We start from the raw sequence: 18,660 nt of genomic DNA on the forward strand, positions 1-18,660 counted from the left end.
CCGCCCGGCGGGCGCGCAGACCGTCGTCATCGCCGGGCACCGCGCCGCGGGAAAGACGCGCCTGTTGCCGCTCGTCTCGAAGCTGCTCGGGCGGCCCGGCCTGGACCTGGACGCGGAGCTGGAGCGCCGGCACGGGCGCCCGCTCCGCACCTGGGTCGCGGAGTCCCCCACCACCTTCCGCGCCGCCGAGCGCGAGACGCTGGGCCTCTTGCCCCCAGGCAGCGTGGTGGCCGTGGGCGGCGGCTTCCTGTCGCATCATCCGGACGCGCTCGCGGGGCACTTCACGCTCGTCGTCCCCGTCACCTTCGACACGTACCGCGAGCGGCTGATGGCGGACACCACGCGCCCCCGGCTGCGCACGGACGTGTCGCTGGAGGAGGAGCTGCACTCGCTGTTCCACGAGCGCGAGGCGCTGCACGCCCGCGTCCCCACCATCTCCCTGGCGGACTTCCTCCGGGGCTGTCTGGTCCAGGAGCCCGCGTGATGGCCACCCGGCGCATCATCACCCTGCCCCCCACCCTCACCGGCGCGGACGCCGTGACCTTCGCGCGCGACGGCCTCAAGCGCGGCGCGGACGTCATCGAGGTGCGGACCGACCTGCACGCGCCCGGCGACGTCGACCCGGAAGCGCTCGCCCGCGTGCTGCCGCTGCTCGTCTCCGAGCGGGGCAAGCCGCTGCCCGCGCCGTGGGTCCAGGCCGCGTGGCGCGTGGACCGGGACGTGGAGCGCGCGCAGGACATGGACGCGCCGCCGGGGAAGCTGCTCGCGTCGCACCACGCGGAAGGGCCGCTGACGACGGCGGAGGCGCTCCAGCGCTGGTCCCGTCCCATTCCTCCGGATGCGCTGGTGAAGCACGTGGAGCCCATGGACGGGCCCGCGCATCTGGTCACGCTGCTGGAGACGCAGGCCCAGCTCTCCCAGCGCTTCGGCGCCGAGCGCGTCACCGTGCTGGGCATGGGGCCCGTCGCCATCCCGGCGCGCGCGGTGCTCTCGCGCAGGAACGGGCTGGAGTACGTGGCCATGGGCGGCCCGTGGACGGCCGCGCCGGGACAGCGCCTGCTGGACGACGTGGTGCGCGAGCACCGCAAGGCGAAGGCTCCGCACGCGCTCCGGCTGGGCATCCTGGGCACGGCCATTCAGCACTCGCGCTCGCCGCGGATCCACCGTCAGCCGTTTGATCGCATCGACCTGGCGGAGGACGCGCCGGTGGAGGCGGTGGTGGACGCGATGCTGCCGCACTACGCGGGCTTCGCGGTGACGAGCCCGTTCAAGATGCGGCTCGCGAAGCACACGGGCTCGTCGCTGGACGCCATCAACACGCTGGTGCGCCGGGGCTCGCGGTGGGAGTCCTTCAACACCGACACGGAAGGAGCGCGCGCGGTGCTGGAGCGGCTGGGCGCGAAGGACGTGGCGGTGCTGGGCGACGGCGGCTCCACGCAGGCGCTGCGGCTGGTGGCCGCTGAACAGGGACTTGCCCTCAGGGTCGTGCGGCGTGCGGAGATTCAAACGCCGCTGACGGGGGATTGGGTCTGGACGTGGCCAGACCGGGTGGCTCCGCCCGAAAACCTGAGATTCCAGGGGGCACGCGTGGCGGTGATCGCATACGGTGCGCCCGGCCGGCGCGTCGCCGCGGAGATCGTTCGCCGCGGGGGCACCCCTCTCCTGCTCGGTGCGGCGTGGTTCGTCGCCCAGGCCCGGCGGCAGCGACAACTCTGGGAAACGGCGACATGAATACCTTTGGCACCCTCTTCCGGTTGACGACCTTCGGCGAAAGCCACGGCCCCGCGCTGGGCTCCGTCATCGACGGCTGCCCCGCGGGCGTTCCGCTCACGCGCGAGCTGATCCAGGCGGCGCTGGACCGCCGGCGTCCCGGGCAGTCCGCCCTGGTGACCCCGCGCAACGAGCCCGACACCGTCGAGATCCTCTCCGGCGTCTTCGAGGACAAGACGCTGGGCACGCCCATCGCGGCCATCGTGCGCAACGCGAACCAGCGCTCGCAGGACTACAACCAGCTGGCCAGCGTGGACCGGCCGGGCCACGCGGACGCCGTGTGGCGTGAGCGCTACAAGCACCGCGACCACCGGGGCGGCGGCCGCACCAGCGGACGTGAGACGCTCTGCCGCGTCATCGGCGGCGCCATCGCGGAGGCGTACCTCGCGCGCGACCTGCCCTCGATCAGCACCGTGGCCTACGTCTCCCAGGTAGGCGAGCTGGTCGCTCCCGTTCCGGCGCCGGGCCTCACCCGCGCCATGGTGGACGCCCACCCCACCCGTTGCCCGGATGAAGCCGTCCGTGAAGAGATGGCCCGGCAGATCCTCGCCGCGAAGGAGGCCGGGGACAGCCTGGGCGGCTCCATCGACGTGCGCGTGGAGGGCCTGCCCGTGGGCCTGGGCGAGCCCATCTTCGGCAAGCTGAAGGCGCTCATCGCGCAGGCGCTGGGCAGCATCGGCGCCGTCACCGGTGTCGTGTGGGGTCCGCCGGATCTGATCCAGCGTCTTGGACAGCCCGGCACGAAGTTCCACGCCGTGAAGGACGCGTACGGCGGCATCCAGGGTGGGCTCGCCAACGGTGAGCCCATGCAGGTGCGCGCCTTCTTCAAGCCCCCCGCGACGCTCGCGGATCACGCCAAGGGCGGCCGTCACGACCCGTGCATCATGCCCCGCGCCGTGCCGGTGCTGGAGGCCATGGTGTCGCTCGTCATCGCCGACCTCGTCCAGCAACTCAACGCCCGCCCCCACTCCGCATGAGCCCGCTTCCTCCCGGTTCCTACCGCCCCCCGGCCGACCGCTGGGGTTCCTTCACGAAGCTCGTCGCCAAGCTGCCCGAGGGCAGCGTCGCCGTGGTGGACCGCACCGTCGCGCGCTTCCACCCCACGCTCATCCCCGCCATCGAGGCCCGCAAGCCCCGCGCCATCATCCAGCTGGTCGGCGGTGAGCGCGCCAAGAGCCTCGCGTCGCTGCAGAAGGTGCTCGCGGGCGGCATCACGCTGCCGCGCTCCGGCACGCTCGTCGCCGTGGGCGGTGGCACCGTGGGCGACGTGGCCACCGTGGCCGCGCACCTGCTCAAGCGCGGCGTGCGGCTGGTGCAGGTGCCCACGACGCTGCTCGCGGCGGTGGACAGCAGCCTGGGCGGCAAGGGCGCGGTGGACCTCGTGGTGCGCGGCCGCGTGGTGAAGAACCCCGCGGGCGTCTTCCACTACGCGGACGAGACGTGGCTGTGCCCGGAGCTGTACGCCACGCTGTCCGACGCGCAGGTGCGCGAGGGCTCCATCGAGGCGTGGAAGATGGTCGCGTCGCTGGATGCGTCCCTCTTCAAGCGCTACGTGCGCACGCCGCCAGCGCTGGAGAAGCTGGTGAAGGACGCGCGCGGCCTGAAGGAAGGCGTCTGCGCGAAGGACCCCTACGAGCACCAGGGCCTGCGCCGCGTGCTCAACTTCGGCCACACCTTCGGCCACGTGCTGGAGAGCCTGTCGCGCTTCAAGCTGTCGCACGGCGACGCGGTGGGCCTGGGCATCCTCTGGGCCCTGGACGTGGGCCGGCACCTGGGCATCACGCCGGAGCCGGTGGCGCATGAAGTGGAACGCGCGCTGGCCCGGGGCCCGGGCGTGCTGGGCCGGGACCGCGCCGCGGAGATCTCCCAGCGCGCGCCGTTGAAGGACGTGGTCGCGCTGCTGGACGCCGACAAGAAGGCCGGCGCCAACGGCGAGCTGCGCATGGTGCTGCTCACCGCCGTGGGCACCGCCGAAGTCGTGGATGTGATGCCGAAGACATGGCGGGCCCTGTGGCCCGCCTGGACCCGTGGAGCCCGCCCTTGAGCCACGCCTCGCCGAGCCGTCTCACCGTCGACCCGAGCGCCTTGAGCGCCTCACCGCTCACCCCGCCCGTGTCGAAGTCGGACGCCCAGCGAGCCCTGGTGTTGGGACACCTCACGGGCGCCTGGCCGCTGCCGTCGGTACAGGCGGAGTCGGACGAGGACCTTCCCGCCGACGTGCGCGTGCTGCGCCGGGGCGTGGAGGCCCTGCGCCTTCCGCCCGGCCCCGTGCGTGACGTGGACTGCGCGGACGGCGGCGCCCCTTTCCGCATCCTCGTGACACAGGCCGCGGTGACGCCCGGCGCGCGCGTGCGCTTCACCGGCACGCCCCGCCTGGGCGAGCGCCCGCACGGCCCGCTCTTCACGTCGCTGAAAGAGGCCCTGGGCCCCGCGGGCCTGACGCTCACCGAGGGCACCCCGTGGCCGGTGGAGCTGCACGCGCCCCAGGACACCGCGAAGCTCGCGCCGGTGTTCCGCGTGCCGGGCGCGCAGAGCAGCCAGTACGCCTCCAGCCTGCTCCTGGGCTGTGCGGAGCGGTTCCTGCGGGAGAAGCGCGCGTGGAGCGTGGAGATTGAAGGCACGCTCACCAGCGCCGGCTACATGGACCTCACGGTGGCGTGGCTGCGCCGCTTCGGCTTCACCGTGGAACAGTCCGAAGGTCACTATTCCGTCACGGGCTATCAGGCGCCTGAATCCGTCCCATCACTGCCGGGCGACTGGTCGTCGTTGGGCTACCTGGTGCTCATCGCCTGGCGCACGGGTGGCACGGTGGAGCGCGCGGAGCCGCAAAGCGCCCACCCGGACCAGGCGATCCTCCGGCTGGCCGCTGAAGTGGGCCTCAAGATGATCCCCGCGGGCGCGCCCGACACCTGGCGCTTCGGGGGTGAAGCCACGGGCGAGCTGCGCGCTTCCGGCAAGGAGTGCCCGGACCTGCTGCCCACGCTGGCGGCGCTCGCGTGCGTGCTGCCCCGTCCCACCACGCTGCTGGACGTGGGCATCCTGCGGGTCAAGGAGAGCGACCGGCTGGAAGGCATCCGCACGTTGGTGTCTGCCTACGGCGGCACCACGGAACTGTCGGCCGGAGCCGACAGTGAGTCGCTGCGCATCCTCCCGCCGAAGACGAAGCCCGCGCGCTTCGCCATGGACAGCCGGGGCGACCACCGCCTGGCGATGTCAGCGGCCACCCTGTGTGTGCTGTCCGGGGTGCCTCTGGAGCTGACGGGGCCGGAGTGCGTGGAGAAGAGTTTTCCGGGCTTCTGGCGACAGCTCGCGCGCTCGGGAGTCCGCTATTCCTGAGCAGCGGAGCGGACCGGAAACTTCGCCTCTCGGACTTATCGTTCTTTTTTGTTGAAAGCGTCCGCCGCCCTGTGAAATCTCCGCCCATGCCCAAGGACACGCTGACCGTCACCGACAATCGGACCGGGAAGACGTACGAGATCCCGATCGAGAACGGCTGTATCCGCACCCCCGACCTGCGCCAGATCAAGACCGGCAGCGACGACTTCGGTCTGATGGGTTACGACCCCGCGTTCCTGAACACGGCGAACTGTAAGAGCGCCATCACGTTCATCGACGGTGACAAGGGCATCCTCGAGTACCGCGGCTACCCCATCGAGCAGCTCGCGGAGAAGTCCTCCTTCCTGGAGGTGGCCTACCTGCTGCTCAAGGGCGAGCTGCCCACGCAGAAGGAGCTGGAGAACTTCACGTTCAACGTGACCCACCACACGCTGGTGCACGAGAACATCAAGTCCTTCATCGACGGGTTCCGCTACGACGCGCACCCCATGGCCATGCTGGGCTCCACGGTGGCGGCGCTGTCCGCGTTCTACCCGGACGCGAAGAACATCAAGGACGCGCGCAGCCGTGAGATCCAGATCACGCGCCTCATCGCGAAGATGCCCACCCTGGCCGCGTTCTCGTACCGCCACGCCATGGGCCTGCCGTTCGTCTACCCGGACAACGACCTGTCCTACGTCGCCAACTTCCTGGCGATGATCAAGCGCATCGGCACGAGCGCCTTCAAGGTGCACCCCACGCTGGAGAAGGCGCTGGACGTGCTCTTCATCCTGCACGCGGACCACGAGCAGAACTGCTCCACCACGTCCGTGCGCACGGTGGGCTCCTCGCAGGTGGACCCCTACTCCGCGGTCGCCGCGGGCGTGGGCGCGCTCTACGGCCCGCTGCACGGCGGCGCCAACGAGGCGGTGCTCCGCATGCTCCGCGAGATTGGCAGCAAGGCCAACATCCCGGAGTTCATCAAGCAGGTGAAGGGCGGCGAGGGCGAGAAGAAGCTCATGGGCTTCGGCCACCGCGTCTACAAGTCCTACGACCCGCGCGCCAAGGTCATCAAGCGCGTGGCGGACGAGGTCTTCGACGTGACGGGCAAGAACCCGCTGCTCGAGATTGCCCTCGAACTGGAGCGCATCGCGCTCGAGGACGAGTACTTCGTGAAGCGCAAGCTGTACCCGAACGTCGACTTCTACTCGGGCCTCATCTACGAGGCGATGGGCTTCCAGGCGGAGATGTTCCCCGTCCTGTTCGCCATCCCCCGCACGGTGGGCTGGTGCGCGCAGTGGGAGGAGATGGTGACGGACAACGAGCAGAAGATCGCCCGTCCCCGCCAGGTCTTCACCGGCGCCGCGCGCCGCGACTACGTGGCCCAGGACAAGCGCACCGGTAAGTAGTCGCCGGTGGCTGTAGCAGCCACGCAAAGCACGAAGGGGCGCGGGACTCGAAGCTTGAGCCCCCCGCCCCTTTCGCTTTGCGGGCCCTATCCGTGGACCGCGGCGGCGCCGCCCGGCTCGCTGTAGAGCGCGTCGATGACGTCCGCGTACTTCTGCTCCACCACCTTGCGGCGCACCTTCATGCTGGGCGTGAGCTCGCCGCCGTCGATGGAGAACTCCCCCGGCAGCACGCGGAAGCGCTTGATGCCCTCGAAGCGCGACAGCTTCGGGTTCACGTCCCGCTCAAGGGCCTCGTGCAGGTGCTGCTGGAGCCGCGGGTCGTTCACCAGCGTGGCCACGTCCTCCGGCCAACCCTTCTCCCGCGCCAGCTTCCGCACCCGGTCCGGCTCCAGCGTCAACAGCGCCACCAGGTAGTTGCGCCGGTCCCCCACCACCAGCGCGTGCCCCACGGGGGACACGGCCTTGATCAGCTCCTCGATGTTGGCCGGGGACGTCTTCTTGCCGCCGGAGGTGACGATGATCTCCTTCTTGCGCCCGGTGATGCGCAGGAAGCCCTCGGCATCCAGCTGCCCCACGTCCCCCGTGTGCAGCCACCCGTCCGCCAGCAGCTCCTGCGTGGCCTCCGGGTTGCGGTGGTAGCCCAGGCACACGTTGCCGCCCCGGACGAGGATCTCCCCGTCCTCCGCGATGCGCACCTCCACGCCCAGCATGGGGCGGCCCACCGTGCCCAGGCGGGCGCACTCGGCGGTGCTCACCGTGGCGGGGCCGGACACCTCCGTCATGCCCCAGACCTCCAGGAGGACGACGTCGATGGAGGCGAAGAAGTCCAGCACGTCCCGGCCAATGGGCGCCGCGGAGGTGGAGAACAGCTTCGCCTTCTCCAGGCCGATGCGCGTCTTCAACGGCTGGAACACCAGCCGCTGGGCAAGCGCGAACTTGGCCTCCATGAACGACGGCACGCGCTCCTGGTTCAGCATGCGCGTGTTGCGCTCCAGCGCCGTGGCGCGGGCCCACTCCACCAGCCGGCGCTTGAGGGGCGGCTGCGCGGCGAGCCCCTCCTCCGCCTTCGACTTGAACTTCTCCCAGACGCGCGGCACCGCGAAGAAGATGGTGGGGCGCACCTGCGTGAGGTTCCTGCCCAGCGCGTCCAGCGAGTCCGCGAAGTACACCTGCGTGCCCAAGAGCAGCGGGCTGTGCAGGGAGACGATCTGCTCCGCGATGTGCGACAGCGGCAGGTACGACACCAGCCGCTCGTCCTCCATGTCCCGGAAGCCCATGGTGTCGCCCAGCTGCTTCGACGTCCAGGCCAGGTTGCGGTGGCTGAGCGCCACGCCCTTGGGCTGGCCGGTGGTGCCGGACGTGTAGATGAGCGTGGCCAGCGCGTCCGGGTGGAGCGCGTGGACGCTGTCCCAGTAGGGGTCTTCATCCTGCTTCGCGCCGGAGGCCAGCACGTCCGCGTAGCGCAGCACGCCTTCCGGCAGGGGCGTGGGCGCGTCCACGACGATGAGGTGCTTGAGCGCGGGCAGGCGCTTCTGGACCTCCAGGCCGGTGGCCAGGTGCTTCGCGTTCTCCACCAGGAGGAAGCGCGCCTCGCAGTGGCCCAGGATGTAGACGAGCTGCTCCACGCTGCTGGTGGTGTAGAGCCCCACCGGCACGCCGCCCAGGGCCATGGCCCCCAGGTCCGCGACGTGCCACGCCTCGCGGTTGAAGCTCAGGATGCCCAGCGGGTCGCCTTCCCGGAACCCCAGCGCGTGCAGCCCCAGGGCGAACCGCTTGACGCGCTGGGCATAGTCGAACCACGAGGTGGGGACATAGGCGCCTCCATGGTGGGACCAGAGCGCCGGGCGGTGTTCCAGCCGCGCGGCCTGGTCATGGAGCGCATGCAGCATCGTCTTGGGCAGGTCCATCCGGCGGAACGTAGTGGAAGCCCACCGCCTGTTCCACGTCCCCCCGTCTCAGCCGTTGACAGCATGTTCACCGGCTTTGTATGCCGCGCCCGACCATGAGCATCGACTTCACCTGCCAGAAGTGCGAGGCCAGCTTCGAGTTGGAAGCCCAGGACCTCATCGAGGGGACGGAGAAGATTGTCTGTCCCCACTGCGACGCGAAGGCGCCCGCCAACCTCACGGAGGACTTCGTCGCCGCGCTCACGGAGATGCGCGCGCAGATCGCCACCCTGAGCAAGAAGTTCGCGGTGACGATGACGCTCGAGGCCGAGGAGCTCGAGGACGAACTCGACGACGAGGACGAAGACGAGGAGGAGGACGACGAGGACGACGTCGACGAGGACGAAGACGACGAGGAGTCCGAGGACGACGAGGACTACGACGACGAGGAGTCCGAGGAAGAAGACCGCTAGCCGTCTGGTGCCCCCTCTTCCCGCCTGCCCGGCCGCCCTCCAACCGGGTGGGCCAGGGCCCGGGGGCCGCTCGCGACAGGGGGAGGGCGGTGCCCTCCCGGTGAAGGGAGAGGTGCGTAGGTTAGGGATGTGAAAACGTCCAACCGCGCCAATTTCTTCGTCGCTCCGTTCACGGCCGTGGTGCTGGCGCTGGGGGGAGCGTTGTTCCTTCCCGCGTTCGGGATCCCCGGCGCCATCGCCGCCTCCGAGACGGCCGAAGGGAAGAAGGAGAAGCCCTGCATCACCGAGAAGGGCAGTGACCCCAAGGCCTGCTCGGAGCTGGTGGAGCTGGAAGTGAAGGACGTGGTGCCCTTGATGGAGGCGCAGACGCACGCCGTCGTGCTGACCACCAAGGACGGCGAGACGGTGCTCCCCCTCTTCGTGGACGAGGGCGCGGCGGTCTCCATCGCCTTCCGCCTCGCGGAGCGGCCGCCCCCCCAGCCGCTGTCGCAGGACCTGCTGGACGACGTGGTGTCCAAGCTGGGCGGCAAGGTGACGGAGGTCCGCATCGACGACCTGCGCGACAACGTCTACTCCGGCCGCGTCTTCCTGCAGCAGGGCAAGAAGGAGCTGGCGCTGGACGCCCGGCCTTCGGACTCCATCGCCATGGCCATGCACAGCCAGGCCCGCATCCGCGTGACGCGCAAGGTGCTGGCGCTGGCGGGCATCACCCGCGCGGAGATTGAGGCCCTCCAGAAGCAGCAGGACCTGGGCGTGGGCGGCAGCGGCCCCGGCGGCGACGACATGGGTCCCCTGCCCCCGCCGCCCCCCATGGGCCCCAGCGCCGGCCACCCGAAGCCGCCGTCGGAGGACATCGGCATGGACCACTCCGCCCGCGAGCAGCCGCTGATGGAGCCCATGGGCAAGGGCCAGGAGATCGACCTCTAGCGCCCGAAGCCCCACACCCCGGAACGATGAAAGCCCGGCCCCCCCTCCCAGGGTAGCCGGGCTTTCTTCGTCTCAAGCGTCTGAGAGCCACGAATGGCGTGCGCCGGCTCGCGGTAACTTTCCGCCTGGCGCGTGAAGCGAAGAGTTAGTCCTTCGGGCGCAAGCCTGTCAAGCCGCCCACCCCGTGGGGCTAGGATGGGCGGTCCTATGCGCAAGGCGAAGATCATCTGCACGTTGGGTCCGGCGTCGGACTCGAAGGAAGTCATCGAGGGACTGGTGAAGGCGGGCATGAACGTGGCCCGGCTCAACTTCTCCCACGGTACGCACGACGAGCACCGCCAGCGCGTCCAGCGCATCCGCGCGGTGTCGAGGAAGCTGGGCGTGCCGGTGGCCATCCTCCAGGACGTGCAGGGCCCCAAGGTGCGCCTGGGGAAGTTCGAGGGCGGCCAGCTGATGGTGAAGGCCGGCGACACGGTGACGGTGACGACGCGCGCGGTGCTGGGCCAGGGGAACGTCATCCCCACGCCGGTGCGCTCGCTGCCCCGGGACGTGGAGAAGGGCCACGAGGTGCTCCTGGACGACGGCCGGGTGCGCCTGCGCGTGCTGAAGGTGAGCGGCCAGGACGTGTCCTGCCGCGTGGAGGTGGGCGGCCTGCTCAAGGACCACAAGGGGCTCAACCTGCCCGGCACGGCCATGTCGGTGCCCACGCTGACGGAGAAGGACAAGGTGGACCTGGCCTTCGGCCAGGAGGTGGGCGTGGACTACGTGGCGCTGTCCTTCGTGCGCACCGCCCAGGACGTGCGCCAGGCGCGGGCGCTGGTGGCGAAGGGCAAGACGCCCATCATCTCCAAGATTGAAAAGCCCCAGGCGGTGGAGAACCTGGAGGCCATCGCCGCGGAGTCGGACGGGGTGATGGTGGCCCGCGGCGACCTGGGCGTGGAGATGCCGCTGGAGCAGCTGCCCGCCATCCAGAAGCGCGCCGTGCGGGAGGTCAACCGCATGGGCGGCATCGTCATCGTCGCCACGGAGATGCTGGAGAGCATGGTGCTCAACGCCCGGCCCACGCGCGCGGAGGTGTCGGACGTGGCCAACGCCATCCTGGATGGCGCGGACGCGGTGATGCTCTCCGGTGAGACGGCGGCGGGCCGCTACCCGGTGGACGCGGTGGCCACCATGGCGCGCATCGTGGAGGAGACGGAGCGCACCGGCCTCATCACCCTGCCCCACTCCCCCTTCGAGCGCTCGGAGGACCTGGGCACCGGCATCGCGGCGGCGGCGGTGGCCGCGTCGCGGCAGCTCAACATCGGGACCATCATCGCGTACACGGAGAGCGGCCACTCCGCGCGCCTCATCTCCGAGTTCCGCCCCGGCGCGCGCATCCTCGGCCTGACGCCCAACGCGGACACGGTGAACCGGATGGGGTTGTACTGGGGCGTGACGGGCCACCTGGTGAAGCGCGTCAGCACCACGGAGGCCATGCTCAAGCAGGTGCGCCGGCTCTGCCAGGAGCTGCGCTTCTGCGAACCCGGCGCGCCCTTCATCCTGGTGGCCGGCGTACCGCTCAACGTGCCGGGCAACACCAACATGATGAGCATCCACCGCATCTGAGAGCAGCCTGCGGTGGAGGCCTGGGGCGGGAGGCCCTAGAGGACCTTCTGCTCGAAGTCGTAGAGCTTCTCCACGGAGAGCTGGCGGTAGCGCTCCACGTTGAGGGCCCGGCGGGCGCACTCCCACACCAGGTCCTTGGCGGGGCGCTCCGGCTCCTTCTTCTTGCGGCGCTTCACCTCGGCCTTGATGGCCTTGAGCGCCATGGCCGGGTGGTAGCAGAAGGCGGAGGAGAACAGCAGGTGGCCGCCGAAGGGCACCAGGCGCGCCTCCAGCACGTCCCCCGTCTCCAGGCCCGCGATGTGACGGCGCTCCGTCACGTCGAAGTCCTTGCCGGAGAAGAGCTCGCGCAGGCGCACCATGCCCTTGGCCAGCTTGCGGACTTCAAAGAGGCCGTGGACCGTCTCCGTGAAGCTGCGGAAGGCGTTGGCCTCCTCCGGGGGCGCGGACTTCTGGCGCTCCTCGTACAGCTCCGCGGCCGGCGTCTTGCCCGTGAGCGGCGAGACGCGGTCGTAGAGGTAGTAGTCCAGGAACGACGCCATCCGCAGCTCGAAGAGCTTGTCGTCCTCGAAGACTTCGCCGGTGAGGCGGAAGTACTCCGCCTTCGCCTCCAGGAGGTCCGGCTTGCGCGCCTCCGAGGAGCCGAAGGCGATGAGCTGGTCCAGGTACGGCTGGTACGACAACGGGGTCAGCGCGGTGTCCATGGCCGTTGCGAGCTTTCTTCCTACGAACCCGCCATCAGCGTCGCGAAGCGGCTGAACAGGTAGCGCGCGTCGTGAGGGCCGGGCGAAGCCTCGGGGTGGTACTGCACGCTGAAGGCCCGCGCGTCCGGTACGGCCAGGCCCTCCACCGTGCCGTCGTTCAGGTTGATGTGCGTGACGACGGCCTTGCCCTTGAGGCTGGCGTCGTCCACCGCGAAGCCGTGGTTCTGCGCGGTGATCTCCACCTTGCCCGTGGTGAGGTCCTTCACGGGCTGGTTGCCGCCGCGGTGGCCGAACTTCATCTTGTACGTCCGGCCGCCCAGCGCCAGCGCCATGATCTGATGCCCCAGGCAGATGCCGAACACCGGCACCTTGCCCAGCAGCGCCGCCACCGTGCGGTCCGCGCCCTTCACCGCGGCCGGGTCACCCGGGCCGTTGGCCAGGAAGACGCCGTGCGGCTTCTTCGCCAGCACCTGCTCCGCCGTGAAGTGCGACGGCACCACCGTCACGCGGCAGCCCACGTCCACCAGGTACTGGAGCATGGAGCGCTTGAGGCCGTAGTCGTACGCGATGACGTCGTACTTGAGCTCCGGCTCCGGCTGCTTGTCGCCCGTGCCCAGGAACACGTCCGGCGTGGGCGTGGTGAAGAGGTAGGGCTCCTTGCAGGACACGCCCGTGGCCAGGTCCAGGCCCTCCATGCCCACGGCGCTGCGCGCGCGCTCGGCCAGGGCGGCGGCGGACACGTTCTCCGTGGAGATGATGCCCGTCTGGGCGCCGTGCGTGCGCAGGTGGCGCACCAGCCGGCGGGTGTCCACGCCCTCGATGCCCACGCGGCCGTGGCGCGCGAGGTACGCGTCCAGCGTCTCCTGCGCGCGCCAGTTGGAGGGCGTCTTCGTCAGCGAGCGCACCACCATGCCCACCGCGTGCGGCAAGCCCGCCTCCTCGTCGCCCGCGTTCGCCCCGATGTTGCCCATCTCCGGGTACGCCATGGTGACGATCTGCCCCACGTACGAGGGATCCGTGAGGATCTCCTGGTAGCCGTACATGGACGTGTTGAAGACCACCTCACCCACCGTCTCGCCGGAAGCGCCAAAGGCGCGTCCCTCGAAGGTGGTGCCATCCGCCAGTGCGAGCACCGCCCGCTTCGTCATCACCGCGACTCCTTGAGCTGACCGTCCTCGAACACACACCGGCCGCCCACCCACGTCTGCGTCACGCGACCCTTCAGCGTGCGCCCGTGGAAGGGCGTGTTGCGACTGCGGGAATAGAACCGGTGGGCATCCACCGTCCACTCCTCCGAAGGAGACACAAGGGTGATGTCCGCCGGGGCACCAGGCGCCAGGTGACCGCCCGGCAGGCTGAATACCCTCGCCGGCCCGTCCGACAGCAGCTCCACCGCCCGGCGCGGGGTGAGCACGCCCTCGTGCACCAGCGCCAGCGTGAGCCCCAGGGCCGTCTCCAGCCCGACGATGCCGTTGATGCCCTTCTCGAACTCCACCAGCTTGTCGGACACGCCATGCGGCGCGTGGTCCGTGGCGATGGCGTCCACCGTGCCGTCCACCAGCGCCTCGCGCAGCGCCTTCACGTCCGCGTCGCCGCGCAGGGGCGGCGCCATCTTCGCGTGGGTGTCGTAGTCCCCCACCGCCCGGTCATCCAGGGTGAAGTGGTGCGGCGCCACCTCGCAGGTGACGCGCAGGCCGCGCTTCTTCGCCTCGCGGATGAGCCGCACGCTGCCCTCGCACGACACGTGCGCGACGTGCAGGCGCCCCTTCGTCTCCTCCAGGAGCACCAGGTCGCGCGCCACCATGGCCACCTCCGCGGAGGCGGGAATCCCGCGCAGGCCCAGCCGCGTGGACGTGGCGCCCTCGTGCATGGCGCCGCCGGCGGACAGCGTGAGGTCCTCCTCGTGGACCATGACCGGCACGTCGAACTGCGTGGCGTACTGGAGCACGCGGCGCATCAGGGCCGCGTTCATCACCGGGCGGCCGTCGTCGGTGAGGGCGACGCAGCCGGCGGCAATCAGCTCGCCTGCTTCCGACAGCTCCTCGCCCTTGAGCCCCTTGGTGATGGCGCCCGCCGGGTACACGTGGCACAGGGCCGCGTCCCGCGCGCGCGACAGCACCAGCTCCGTGACGAGCGCGCTGTCGTTCACCACCTTGGTGTTGGGCATGGCCACGACGCCGGTGAAGCCGCCCGCCACCGCCGAGCGGCAGCCGGTGAGGACCGTCTCCTTGCCCTCTTCTCCCGGCTCGCGCAGGTGCACGTGCAGGTCGATGAAGCCCGGCACCAGCCACCGGTCCGTGGCGTCCACCACGCGCGCGTCCTGGGGCGCGGGCAGCGGAGCTTCCGACACCTGCGCCACCCGGCCGTCCGTCACCAGCACGTCGCGGACGCCGTCCACGCCATTTCGCGGGTCGATGACACGCGCCCGCTGGAAGAGCACTGGGGTCATGATGCGCACGCCTCCAGGATGGCCCGGCGCACCGCGACGCCGTTGGCCACCTGTTCCAGGATGACGCTGCGGGGCCCGTCCGCCACCGCCGGCGACAGCTCCACGCCGCGGTTGATGGGGCCCGGGTGCAGCACGGGGGCGTCCGGCTTCATCCGCTCCGCGCGGGCGGGCGTCAGGCCGAACAGCCGCGAGTACTCCCGCTGGGACGGCAGGAACGCTTCCGACATGCGCTCCGTCTGCAGCCTCAGGCACATCACCGCGTCCGCCTGGGGCAGCACGGCGTCCAGCTGGTGCGTCACCTCTCCGCCCATCTCCTCCAGCCCTGGCGGCAGGAGGGTGGGCGGCCCGCAGAGCACGACCCGGGCCCCCAGGGCCTTGAGGCACAAGAGGTTGGAGCGCGCCACGCGGCTGTGCAGCACGTCACCGACAATCAGCACCGTGCGCCCGTCCAGGCGGCCCCAGCGCTGCCGCAGCGTGAAGGCGTCCAGCAGGGCCTGGGACGGGTGCTCGTGCGCGCCGTCGCCCGCGTTGACCACCGCGCACTTCACGTTCCGGGCGACGAGGCCCGGCGCGCCGGAGGAGCGGTGGCGGATGACGATGACCGCCGGCCCCATGGCCTCGATGTTGCGCGCGGTGTCCAGGAGCGTCTCGCCCTTGGACACGGAGGAGCCCGCGTGGCTCCAGTTGAGGACGTCCGCACCCAGCCTCCGCGCGGCCACCTCGAAGGAGGAGCGCGTCCGGGTGGAGTCCTCGAAGAAGAGGTTCGCCACGACGCGGCCGCGCAGCACGTGCGAGGCATCCGGTCCGCCGGGCAGGTGTGCCTGGGCACGGTCGAGCAGCGCTTCCAGCTCGTCCCGCCGCCAGCCTGCGATTCCGAGAAGATGTCTCATGGGGCCGGGGCCGCCGCGTACCGCGCGCCGCACGTTGCGTCAAGCACGGCGCGTGGTGGCGACCCGGCCAGCGTCCGTCAGCGCACCGGTTCGAAGAAACGGTCCACCCGGAGGCCCGTGCCGCCAAACAGGTTGCCCAAGAGGCCCCCCCAGCCGAGCGACAGCCAGACGACCATGGCCTTGCCCTTGATGTGGCCGTACGGCACGTAGGCGACCTCGGCGCCGCCCGGGCCGCCCAGGTTGTAGCGGCTGTCCGCGCTGTTGTCCCGGTTGTCGCCCATCACGAAGACGCTGTCGGCGGGCACCGTGTACGGGCCCTCGTGGTCGCGGCCCGGCAGGCGCATGGGGTGCTGGAGCGACGAGTGCACCACGCCGCCCAGGTCCTCGCGGTAGAGCACCTCTTCCTGGTCGAACCAGCGGCCCGTGGTGTCGTCCTGGTTGTGCACCACGAAGTCCGGCGACACCAGCGTGCGCGGCTGCGGCTCGCCGTTGATGCGGATGACGCCGTCGACGATCTCCACCGTGTCGCCGGGGATGCCGATGACGCGCTTGATGAAGTCCTTGGACTCGTCCACGGGGTTGTTGAAGACGATGACGTCCCCGCGCTGCGGCGCCCGCACGATGCGGAACGGCACCACGTTCATGAACGGGACGCGCACCCCGTAGATGAACTTGTTCACGAAGACCTGATCGCCAATCTGCAGCGTGGGCAGCATGGAGCCGGACGGGATGCGGTACGGCTCCACCAGCACCGTGCGGATGACCAGGGCGATGAGCAGCGCCTTGCCGAAGCCGCCCACGAAGTCCCACACGGACTGCTTGCGGTACGCGCCCAGGTGCTCCTGCGTCAGCGTCTCCAGCGCCTTCGTCTCCGTGCGCAGCTGCTCCACGCTGCCCGCCACGGAAGCGGACTCCACGCGCAGGGCCTGCTCGGTGATGCGGTCCGCCGCGGCCGGGGACACCTTCGTCCCCACGCGCGACAGGATGCGCTCGTCCTCGGCGATGAGCTCGCGCGCCTCGTGGCGCAGCGTGCGCAGCTGCGACTCCTTCTTGGAGGCGTTGCGCCACACCAGCAGGCCCACGAAGGCCAGCACCATCAGCAGGCCGAAGCCCTTCATCAGGGGCTGGGCCCAGGACGCGGTGGCGGGCGCCGACTCGATGAGGATGAGGTACGGGATGAACGCCAGGCCCACGCCGCACAGCGGGGCCCAGAGGCTGGTGAGCAGCTCGCGCCACATCAGCTGGCGGCGGGCCTTGAGCTGCTCCGGGGTGCGGCGCGCGGCCATGGCCGCTCCCAGCTTCATGGAAGGACTGGCCGTGCTCATGGGGCTTACTGCTCCGTCTTGAGGACCGCGAGGAAGGCTTCCTGCGGAATCTCCACCGTGCCCACCTGCTTCATGCGCTTCTTGCCCTCCTTCTGCTTCTCCAGGAGCTTGCGCTTGCGGCTGATGTCACCGCCGTAGCACTTGGCAAGGACGTTCTTGCGCATGGCGGAGATCGTCTCGCGGGAGATGATCTTCGCGCCGATGGCGGCCTGGATGGCCACCTCGTACATCTGCTTGGGAATCACTTCCTTGAGCTTCTCGCAGACCTCGCGGCCGCGCAGGTACGCGCGCTCGCGGTGCACGATGACGCTGAGCGCGTCCACCGGCTCCCCGTTGATGAGGATGTCCAGCTTCGCCAGGTCCGCTTCCGCGTAGGCGGACAGCTCGTAGTCCAGGCTCGCGTAGCCGCGCGATACGCTCTTCAGCCGGTCGAAGAAGTCGAACACGACCTCCGCCATGGGCATCTCGTACGTCACCTGCACGCGGGTGCCGCTGGAGCCCAGGTACTTCATGTCCTTCTGCACGCCACGCCGGTCCTGGCACAGCTTCAGGATGGCGCCCAGGTGCTCGTTGGGCACGTGGATGTGGCAGGTGAGGATGGGCTCCTCGAACTTCTCGATGTTCTGCGTGGGCGGCAGCTTCGCCGGGTTGTCCACCAGCAGCGTCTCACCCTTGCTGGTGGTGATGCGGTAGACCACCGACGGCGCCGTGGTGATGAGGTTGAGGTTGTACTCGCGCTCCAGGCGCTCCTGGACGATCTCCATGTGGAGCAGGCCCAGGTAGCCGCAGCGGAAGCCGAACCCCAGCGCCGTGGAGGACTCCGGCTCGTAGGTGAAGGCGGAGTCGTTGAGCGTCAGCTTCGCCAGCGCGTCGCGCAGGTTCTCGTAGTCCGCGGAGTCCACCGGGAAGATGCCGGAGAACACCATCGGCTTGACTTCCTTGAAGCCCGGGAAGGCAGTCTCCGTGGGCCGCGCCTCCTCCGTCACGGTGTCGCCGACCTTCGCGTCCTGCAGCTCCTTCACGTTCGCGACGAGGACACCCACCTCGCCCGCCATGAGCTGCGTCACCGGGCGCGAGAACGGGCTGAACACGCCCAGCTCCTGCACCTCGAAGACCTTGTTGTTGCTGAACATCTTGATCTTCTGCTTGAGCTTCAGCGTGCCTTCCAGCACGCGCACCAGCGTCACCACGCCCCGGTAGTTGTCGTACCAGGAGTCGAAGATGAGCGCCTTGAGCGGCGCGCTCGGCGAACCCTGCGGCGGCGGCACGCGCTTGACCACCGACTCCAGGATGTCGTGGATGCCGAGGCCCTCCTTGGCGGAGGCCGGCACCGCGACGGACGCGTCGATGCCGATGACGTCTTCAATCTCCCCGCGCGTGCGGTCCACGTCCGCGCTGGGCAGGTCGATCTTGTTGATGACCGGGATGATCTCCAGGTTGTGGTCCAACGCCATGTAGACGTTGGCGAGCGTCTGCGCCTCCACGCCCTGGGTCGCGTCCACGACGAGCAGCGCGCCCTCGCACGCGGCGAGGCTGCGGCTCACCTCGTAGGCGAAGTCCACGTGCCCCGGTGTGTCGATGAGGTTGAGGACGTAGTTCTGGCCGTCCTTGGCGGTGTACGTCATCCGCACGGACTGGGCCTTGATGGTGATGCCCCGCTCTCGCTCGATGTCCATGTTGTCGAGGAACTGGGCCTGCGCCTCACGCTTGGTCAGCGTGCCTGTCTTCTCCAGGAGGCGGTCGGCCAGCGTCGACTTTCCATGGTCGATGTGGGCGATGATGCAGAAGTTGCGGATGTGCGCGTTTTCAGCCGGCATGTTCAGGGCGCTCGTCGGTCGCGAAGCGGGCGTAGGTAACACCGAACCGCCCGAAAATCCACGACCGGCGCACTCCTGCCCGCCGGGCAC

16 protein-coding genes are annotated in these 18,660 nt (G+C 70.0%); 9 read left to right on the plus strand and 7 right to left on the minus strand.

The features are described from left to right. Nucleotides 1-28 precede the first annotated feature (28 nt). The 6 genes from NR792_RS09440 to NR792_RS09465 all read left to right on the plus strand — a co-directional run bounded on the left by NR792_RS09440 (nt 29) and on the right by NR792_RS09465 (nt 6,494). On the plus strand, nt 29-484 hold the full coding sequence (locus tag NR792_RS09440) for a shikimate kinase (protein WP_375761595.1): 456 nt from the start codon (nt 29-31) through the stop codon (nt 482-484). Beyond that, the gene (locus NR792_RS09445; protein ID WP_375759729.1) at nt 484-1,731 is read left to right on the plus strand and encodes a shikimate dehydrogenase; all 1,248 of its coding nucleotides are present in this window, start codon (nt 484-486) and stop codon (nt 1,729-1,731) included. The genes NR792_RS09440 and NR792_RS09445 overlap by 1 nt, the downstream gene beginning before the upstream one ends. Further along, entirely contained in the window at nt 1,728-2,747 is a 1,020-nt protein-coding gene (aroC, locus tag NR792_RS09450; protein WP_375759730.1) for a chorismate synthase, read from the plus strand. The genes NR792_RS09445 and aroC overlap by 4 nt, the downstream gene beginning before the upstream one ends. Then, on the plus strand, nt 2,744-3,814 hold the full coding sequence (locus NR792_RS09455; RefSeq protein WP_375759731.1) for a 3-dehydroquinate synthase family protein: 1,071 nt from the start codon (nt 2,744-2,746) through the stop codon (nt 3,812-3,814). Before aroC ends, NR792_RS09455 begins: the two co-directional genes overlap by 4 nt. Then, nucleotides 3,769-5,106, plus strand: a complete 1,338-nt coding sequence (locus NR792_RS09460) for a 3-phosphoshikimate 1-carboxyvinyltransferase (protein WP_375759732.1) — start codon at nt 3,769-3,771, stop codon at nt 5,104-5,106. Before NR792_RS09455 ends, NR792_RS09460 begins: the two co-directional genes overlap by 46 nt. Nucleotides 5,107-5,192: 86 nt before the next feature. After that, nucleotides 5,193-6,494 carry a citrate synthase gene (locus NR792_RS09465; RefSeq protein ID WP_375759733.1) on the plus strand — a complete coding sequence of 434 codons (1,302 nt, stop codon included), beginning with the start codon at nt 5,193-5,195 and terminating at the stop codon, nt 6,492-6,494. A gap of 86 nt (nt 6,495-6,580) precedes the next feature. On the opposite strand, the gene NR792_RS09470 is transcribed toward NR792_RS09465, so the two are convergent. After that, nucleotides 6,581-8,401 carry an AMP-dependent synthetase/ligase gene (locus NR792_RS09470; RefSeq protein WP_375759734.1) on the minus strand — a complete coding sequence of 607 codons (1,821 nt, stop codon included), beginning with the start codon at nt 8,399-8,401 and terminating at the stop codon, nt 6,581-6,583. A gap of 95 nt (nt 8,402-8,496) precedes the next feature. Between NR792_RS09470 and NR792_RS09475 the strand changes: the two genes are divergently transcribed. The 3 genes from NR792_RS09475 (at nt 8,497) to pyk (ending at nt 11,388) form a co-directional block, all read left to right on the plus strand. Then, entirely contained in the window at nt 8,497-8,853 is a 357-nt protein-coding gene (locus NR792_RS09475; RefSeq protein WP_171420667.1) for a hypothetical protein, read from the plus strand. A 129-nt stretch (nt 8,854-8,982) separates the two neighbouring features. Further along, nucleotides 8,983-9,780 carry a bifunctional nuclease family protein gene (locus NR792_RS09480; RefSeq protein ID WP_375759735.1) on the plus strand — a complete coding sequence of 266 codons (798 nt, stop codon included), beginning with the start codon at nt 8,983-8,985 and terminating at the stop codon, nt 9,778-9,780. 207 nt (nt 9,781-9,987) lie between these two features. Further along, complete coding sequence (pyk, locus tag NR792_RS09485) at nt 9,988-11,388, plus strand: pyruvate kinase (protein ID WP_375759736.1); 1,401 nt, start codon at nt 9,988-9,990, stop codon at nt 11,386-11,388. Nucleotides 11,389-11,423: 35 nt separating this feature from the next. Here pyk and NR792_RS09490 read toward each other — a convergent pair whose 3' ends face one another. The 6 genes from NR792_RS09490 to lepA all read right to left on the minus strand — a co-directional run bounded on the left by NR792_RS09490 (nt 11,424) and on the right by lepA (nt 18,570). After that, nucleotides 11,424-12,089, minus strand: a complete 666-nt coding sequence (locus NR792_RS09490) for a hypothetical protein (RefSeq protein WP_120553415.1) — start codon at nt 12,087-12,089, stop codon at nt 11,424-11,426. Between the two features lie 20 nt (nt 12,090-12,109). Continuing rightward, on the minus strand, nt 12,110-13,237 hold the full coding sequence (gene carA / locus NR792_RS09495; protein ID WP_375759737.1) for a glutamine-hydrolyzing carbamoyl-phosphate synthase small subunit: 1,128 nt from the start codon (nt 13,235-13,237) through the stop codon (nt 12,110-12,112). Further along, nucleotides 13,237-14,538 (minus strand): dihydroorotase, encoded by a 1,302-nt coding sequence (locus NR792_RS09500; RefSeq protein WP_375759738.1) that lies wholly within the window; start codon nt 14,536-14,538, stop codon nt 13,237-13,239. The genes carA and NR792_RS09500 overlap by 1 nt, the downstream gene beginning before the upstream one ends. Further along, nucleotides 14,535-15,428: an aspartate carbamoyltransferase catalytic subunit gene (locus tag NR792_RS09505; protein WP_375759739.1), complete on the minus strand. Its 894-nt coding sequence runs from the start codon at nt 15,426-15,428 to the stop codon at nt 14,535-14,537. The genes NR792_RS09500 and NR792_RS09505 overlap by 4 nt, the downstream gene beginning before the upstream one ends. Nucleotides 15,429-15,505: 77 nt before the next feature. Beyond that, nucleotides 15,506-16,753 carry a signal peptidase I gene (gene lepB, locus NR792_RS09510; protein ID WP_375759740.1) on the minus strand — a complete coding sequence of 416 codons (1,248 nt, stop codon included), beginning with the start codon at nt 16,751-16,753 and terminating at the stop codon, nt 15,506-15,508. Nucleotides 16,754-16,758: 5 nt separating this feature from the next. Next, entirely contained in the window at nt 16,759-18,570 is a 1,812-nt protein-coding gene (lepA, locus tag NR792_RS09515; RefSeq protein WP_375759741.1) for a translation elongation factor 4, read from the minus strand. Between the last annotated feature and the right edge of the window lie 90 nt (nt 18,571-18,660).

This window comes from Corallococcus exercitus (genome assembly GCF_042231735.1).
Lineage (GTDB): Bacteria > Myxococcota > Myxococcia > Myxococcales > Myxococcaceae > Corallococcus > Corallococcus exercitus_B.

What these genes read in the sequence shown, in the direction of transcription:
- NR792_RS09445 (WP_375759729.1), top strand. Translation starts at nt 484, where the DNA reads ATGGCCACCCGGCGCATCATCACCCTGCCCCCCACCCTCACCGGCGCG.
- aroC (WP_375759730.1), top strand. Translation starts at nt 1,728, where the DNA reads ATGAATACCTTTGGCACCCTCTTCCGGTTGACGACCTTCGGCGAAAGC.
- NR792_RS09455 (WP_375759731.1), top strand. Translation starts at nt 2,744, where the DNA reads ATGAGCCCGCTTCCTCCCGGTTCCTACCGCCCCCCGGCCGACCGCTGG.
- NR792_RS09460 (WP_375759732.1), top strand. Translation starts at nt 3,769, where the DNA reads ATGGCGGGCCCTGTGGCCCGCCTGGACCCGTGGAGCCCGCCCTTGAGC.
- NR792_RS09465 (WP_375759733.1), top strand. Translation starts at nt 5,193, where the DNA reads ATGCCCAAGGACACGCTGACCGTCACCGACAATCGGACCGGGAAGACG.
- NR792_RS09470 (WP_375759734.1), bottom strand. Translation starts at nt 8,401, where the DNA reads ATGGACCTGCCCAAGACGATGCTGCATGCGCTCCATGACCAGGCCGCG.
- NR792_RS09475 (WP_171420667.1), top strand. Translation starts at nt 8,497, where the DNA reads ATGAGCATCGACTTCACCTGCCAGAAGTGCGAGGCCAGCTTCGAGTTG.
- pyk (WP_375759736.1), top strand. Translation starts at nt 9,988, where the DNA reads ATGCGCAAGGCGAAGATCATCTGCACGTTGGGTCCGGCGTCGGACTCG.
- NR792_RS09490 (WP_120553415.1), bottom strand. Translation starts at nt 12,089, where the DNA reads ATGGACACCGCGCTGACCCCGTTGTCGTACCAGCCGTACCTGGACCAG.
- carA (WP_375759737.1), bottom strand. Translation starts at nt 13,237, where the DNA reads ATGACGAAGCGGGCGGTGCTCGCACTGGCGGATGGCACCACCTTCGAG.
- NR792_RS09500 (WP_375759738.1), bottom strand. Translation starts at nt 14,538, where the DNA reads ATGACCCCAGTGCTCTTCCAGCGGGCGCGTGTCATCGACCCGCGAAAT.
- NR792_RS09505 (WP_375759739.1), bottom strand. Translation starts at nt 15,428, where the DNA reads ATGAGACATCTTCTCGGAATCGCAGGCTGGCGGCGGGACGAGCTGGAA.
- lepB (WP_375759740.1), bottom strand. Translation starts at nt 16,753, where the DNA reads ATGAGCACGGCCAGTCCTTCCATGAAGCTGGGAGCGGCCATGGCCGCG.
- lepA (WP_375759741.1), bottom strand. Translation starts at nt 18,570, where the DNA reads ATGCCGGCTGAAAACGCGCACATCCGCAACTTCTGCATCATCGCCCAC.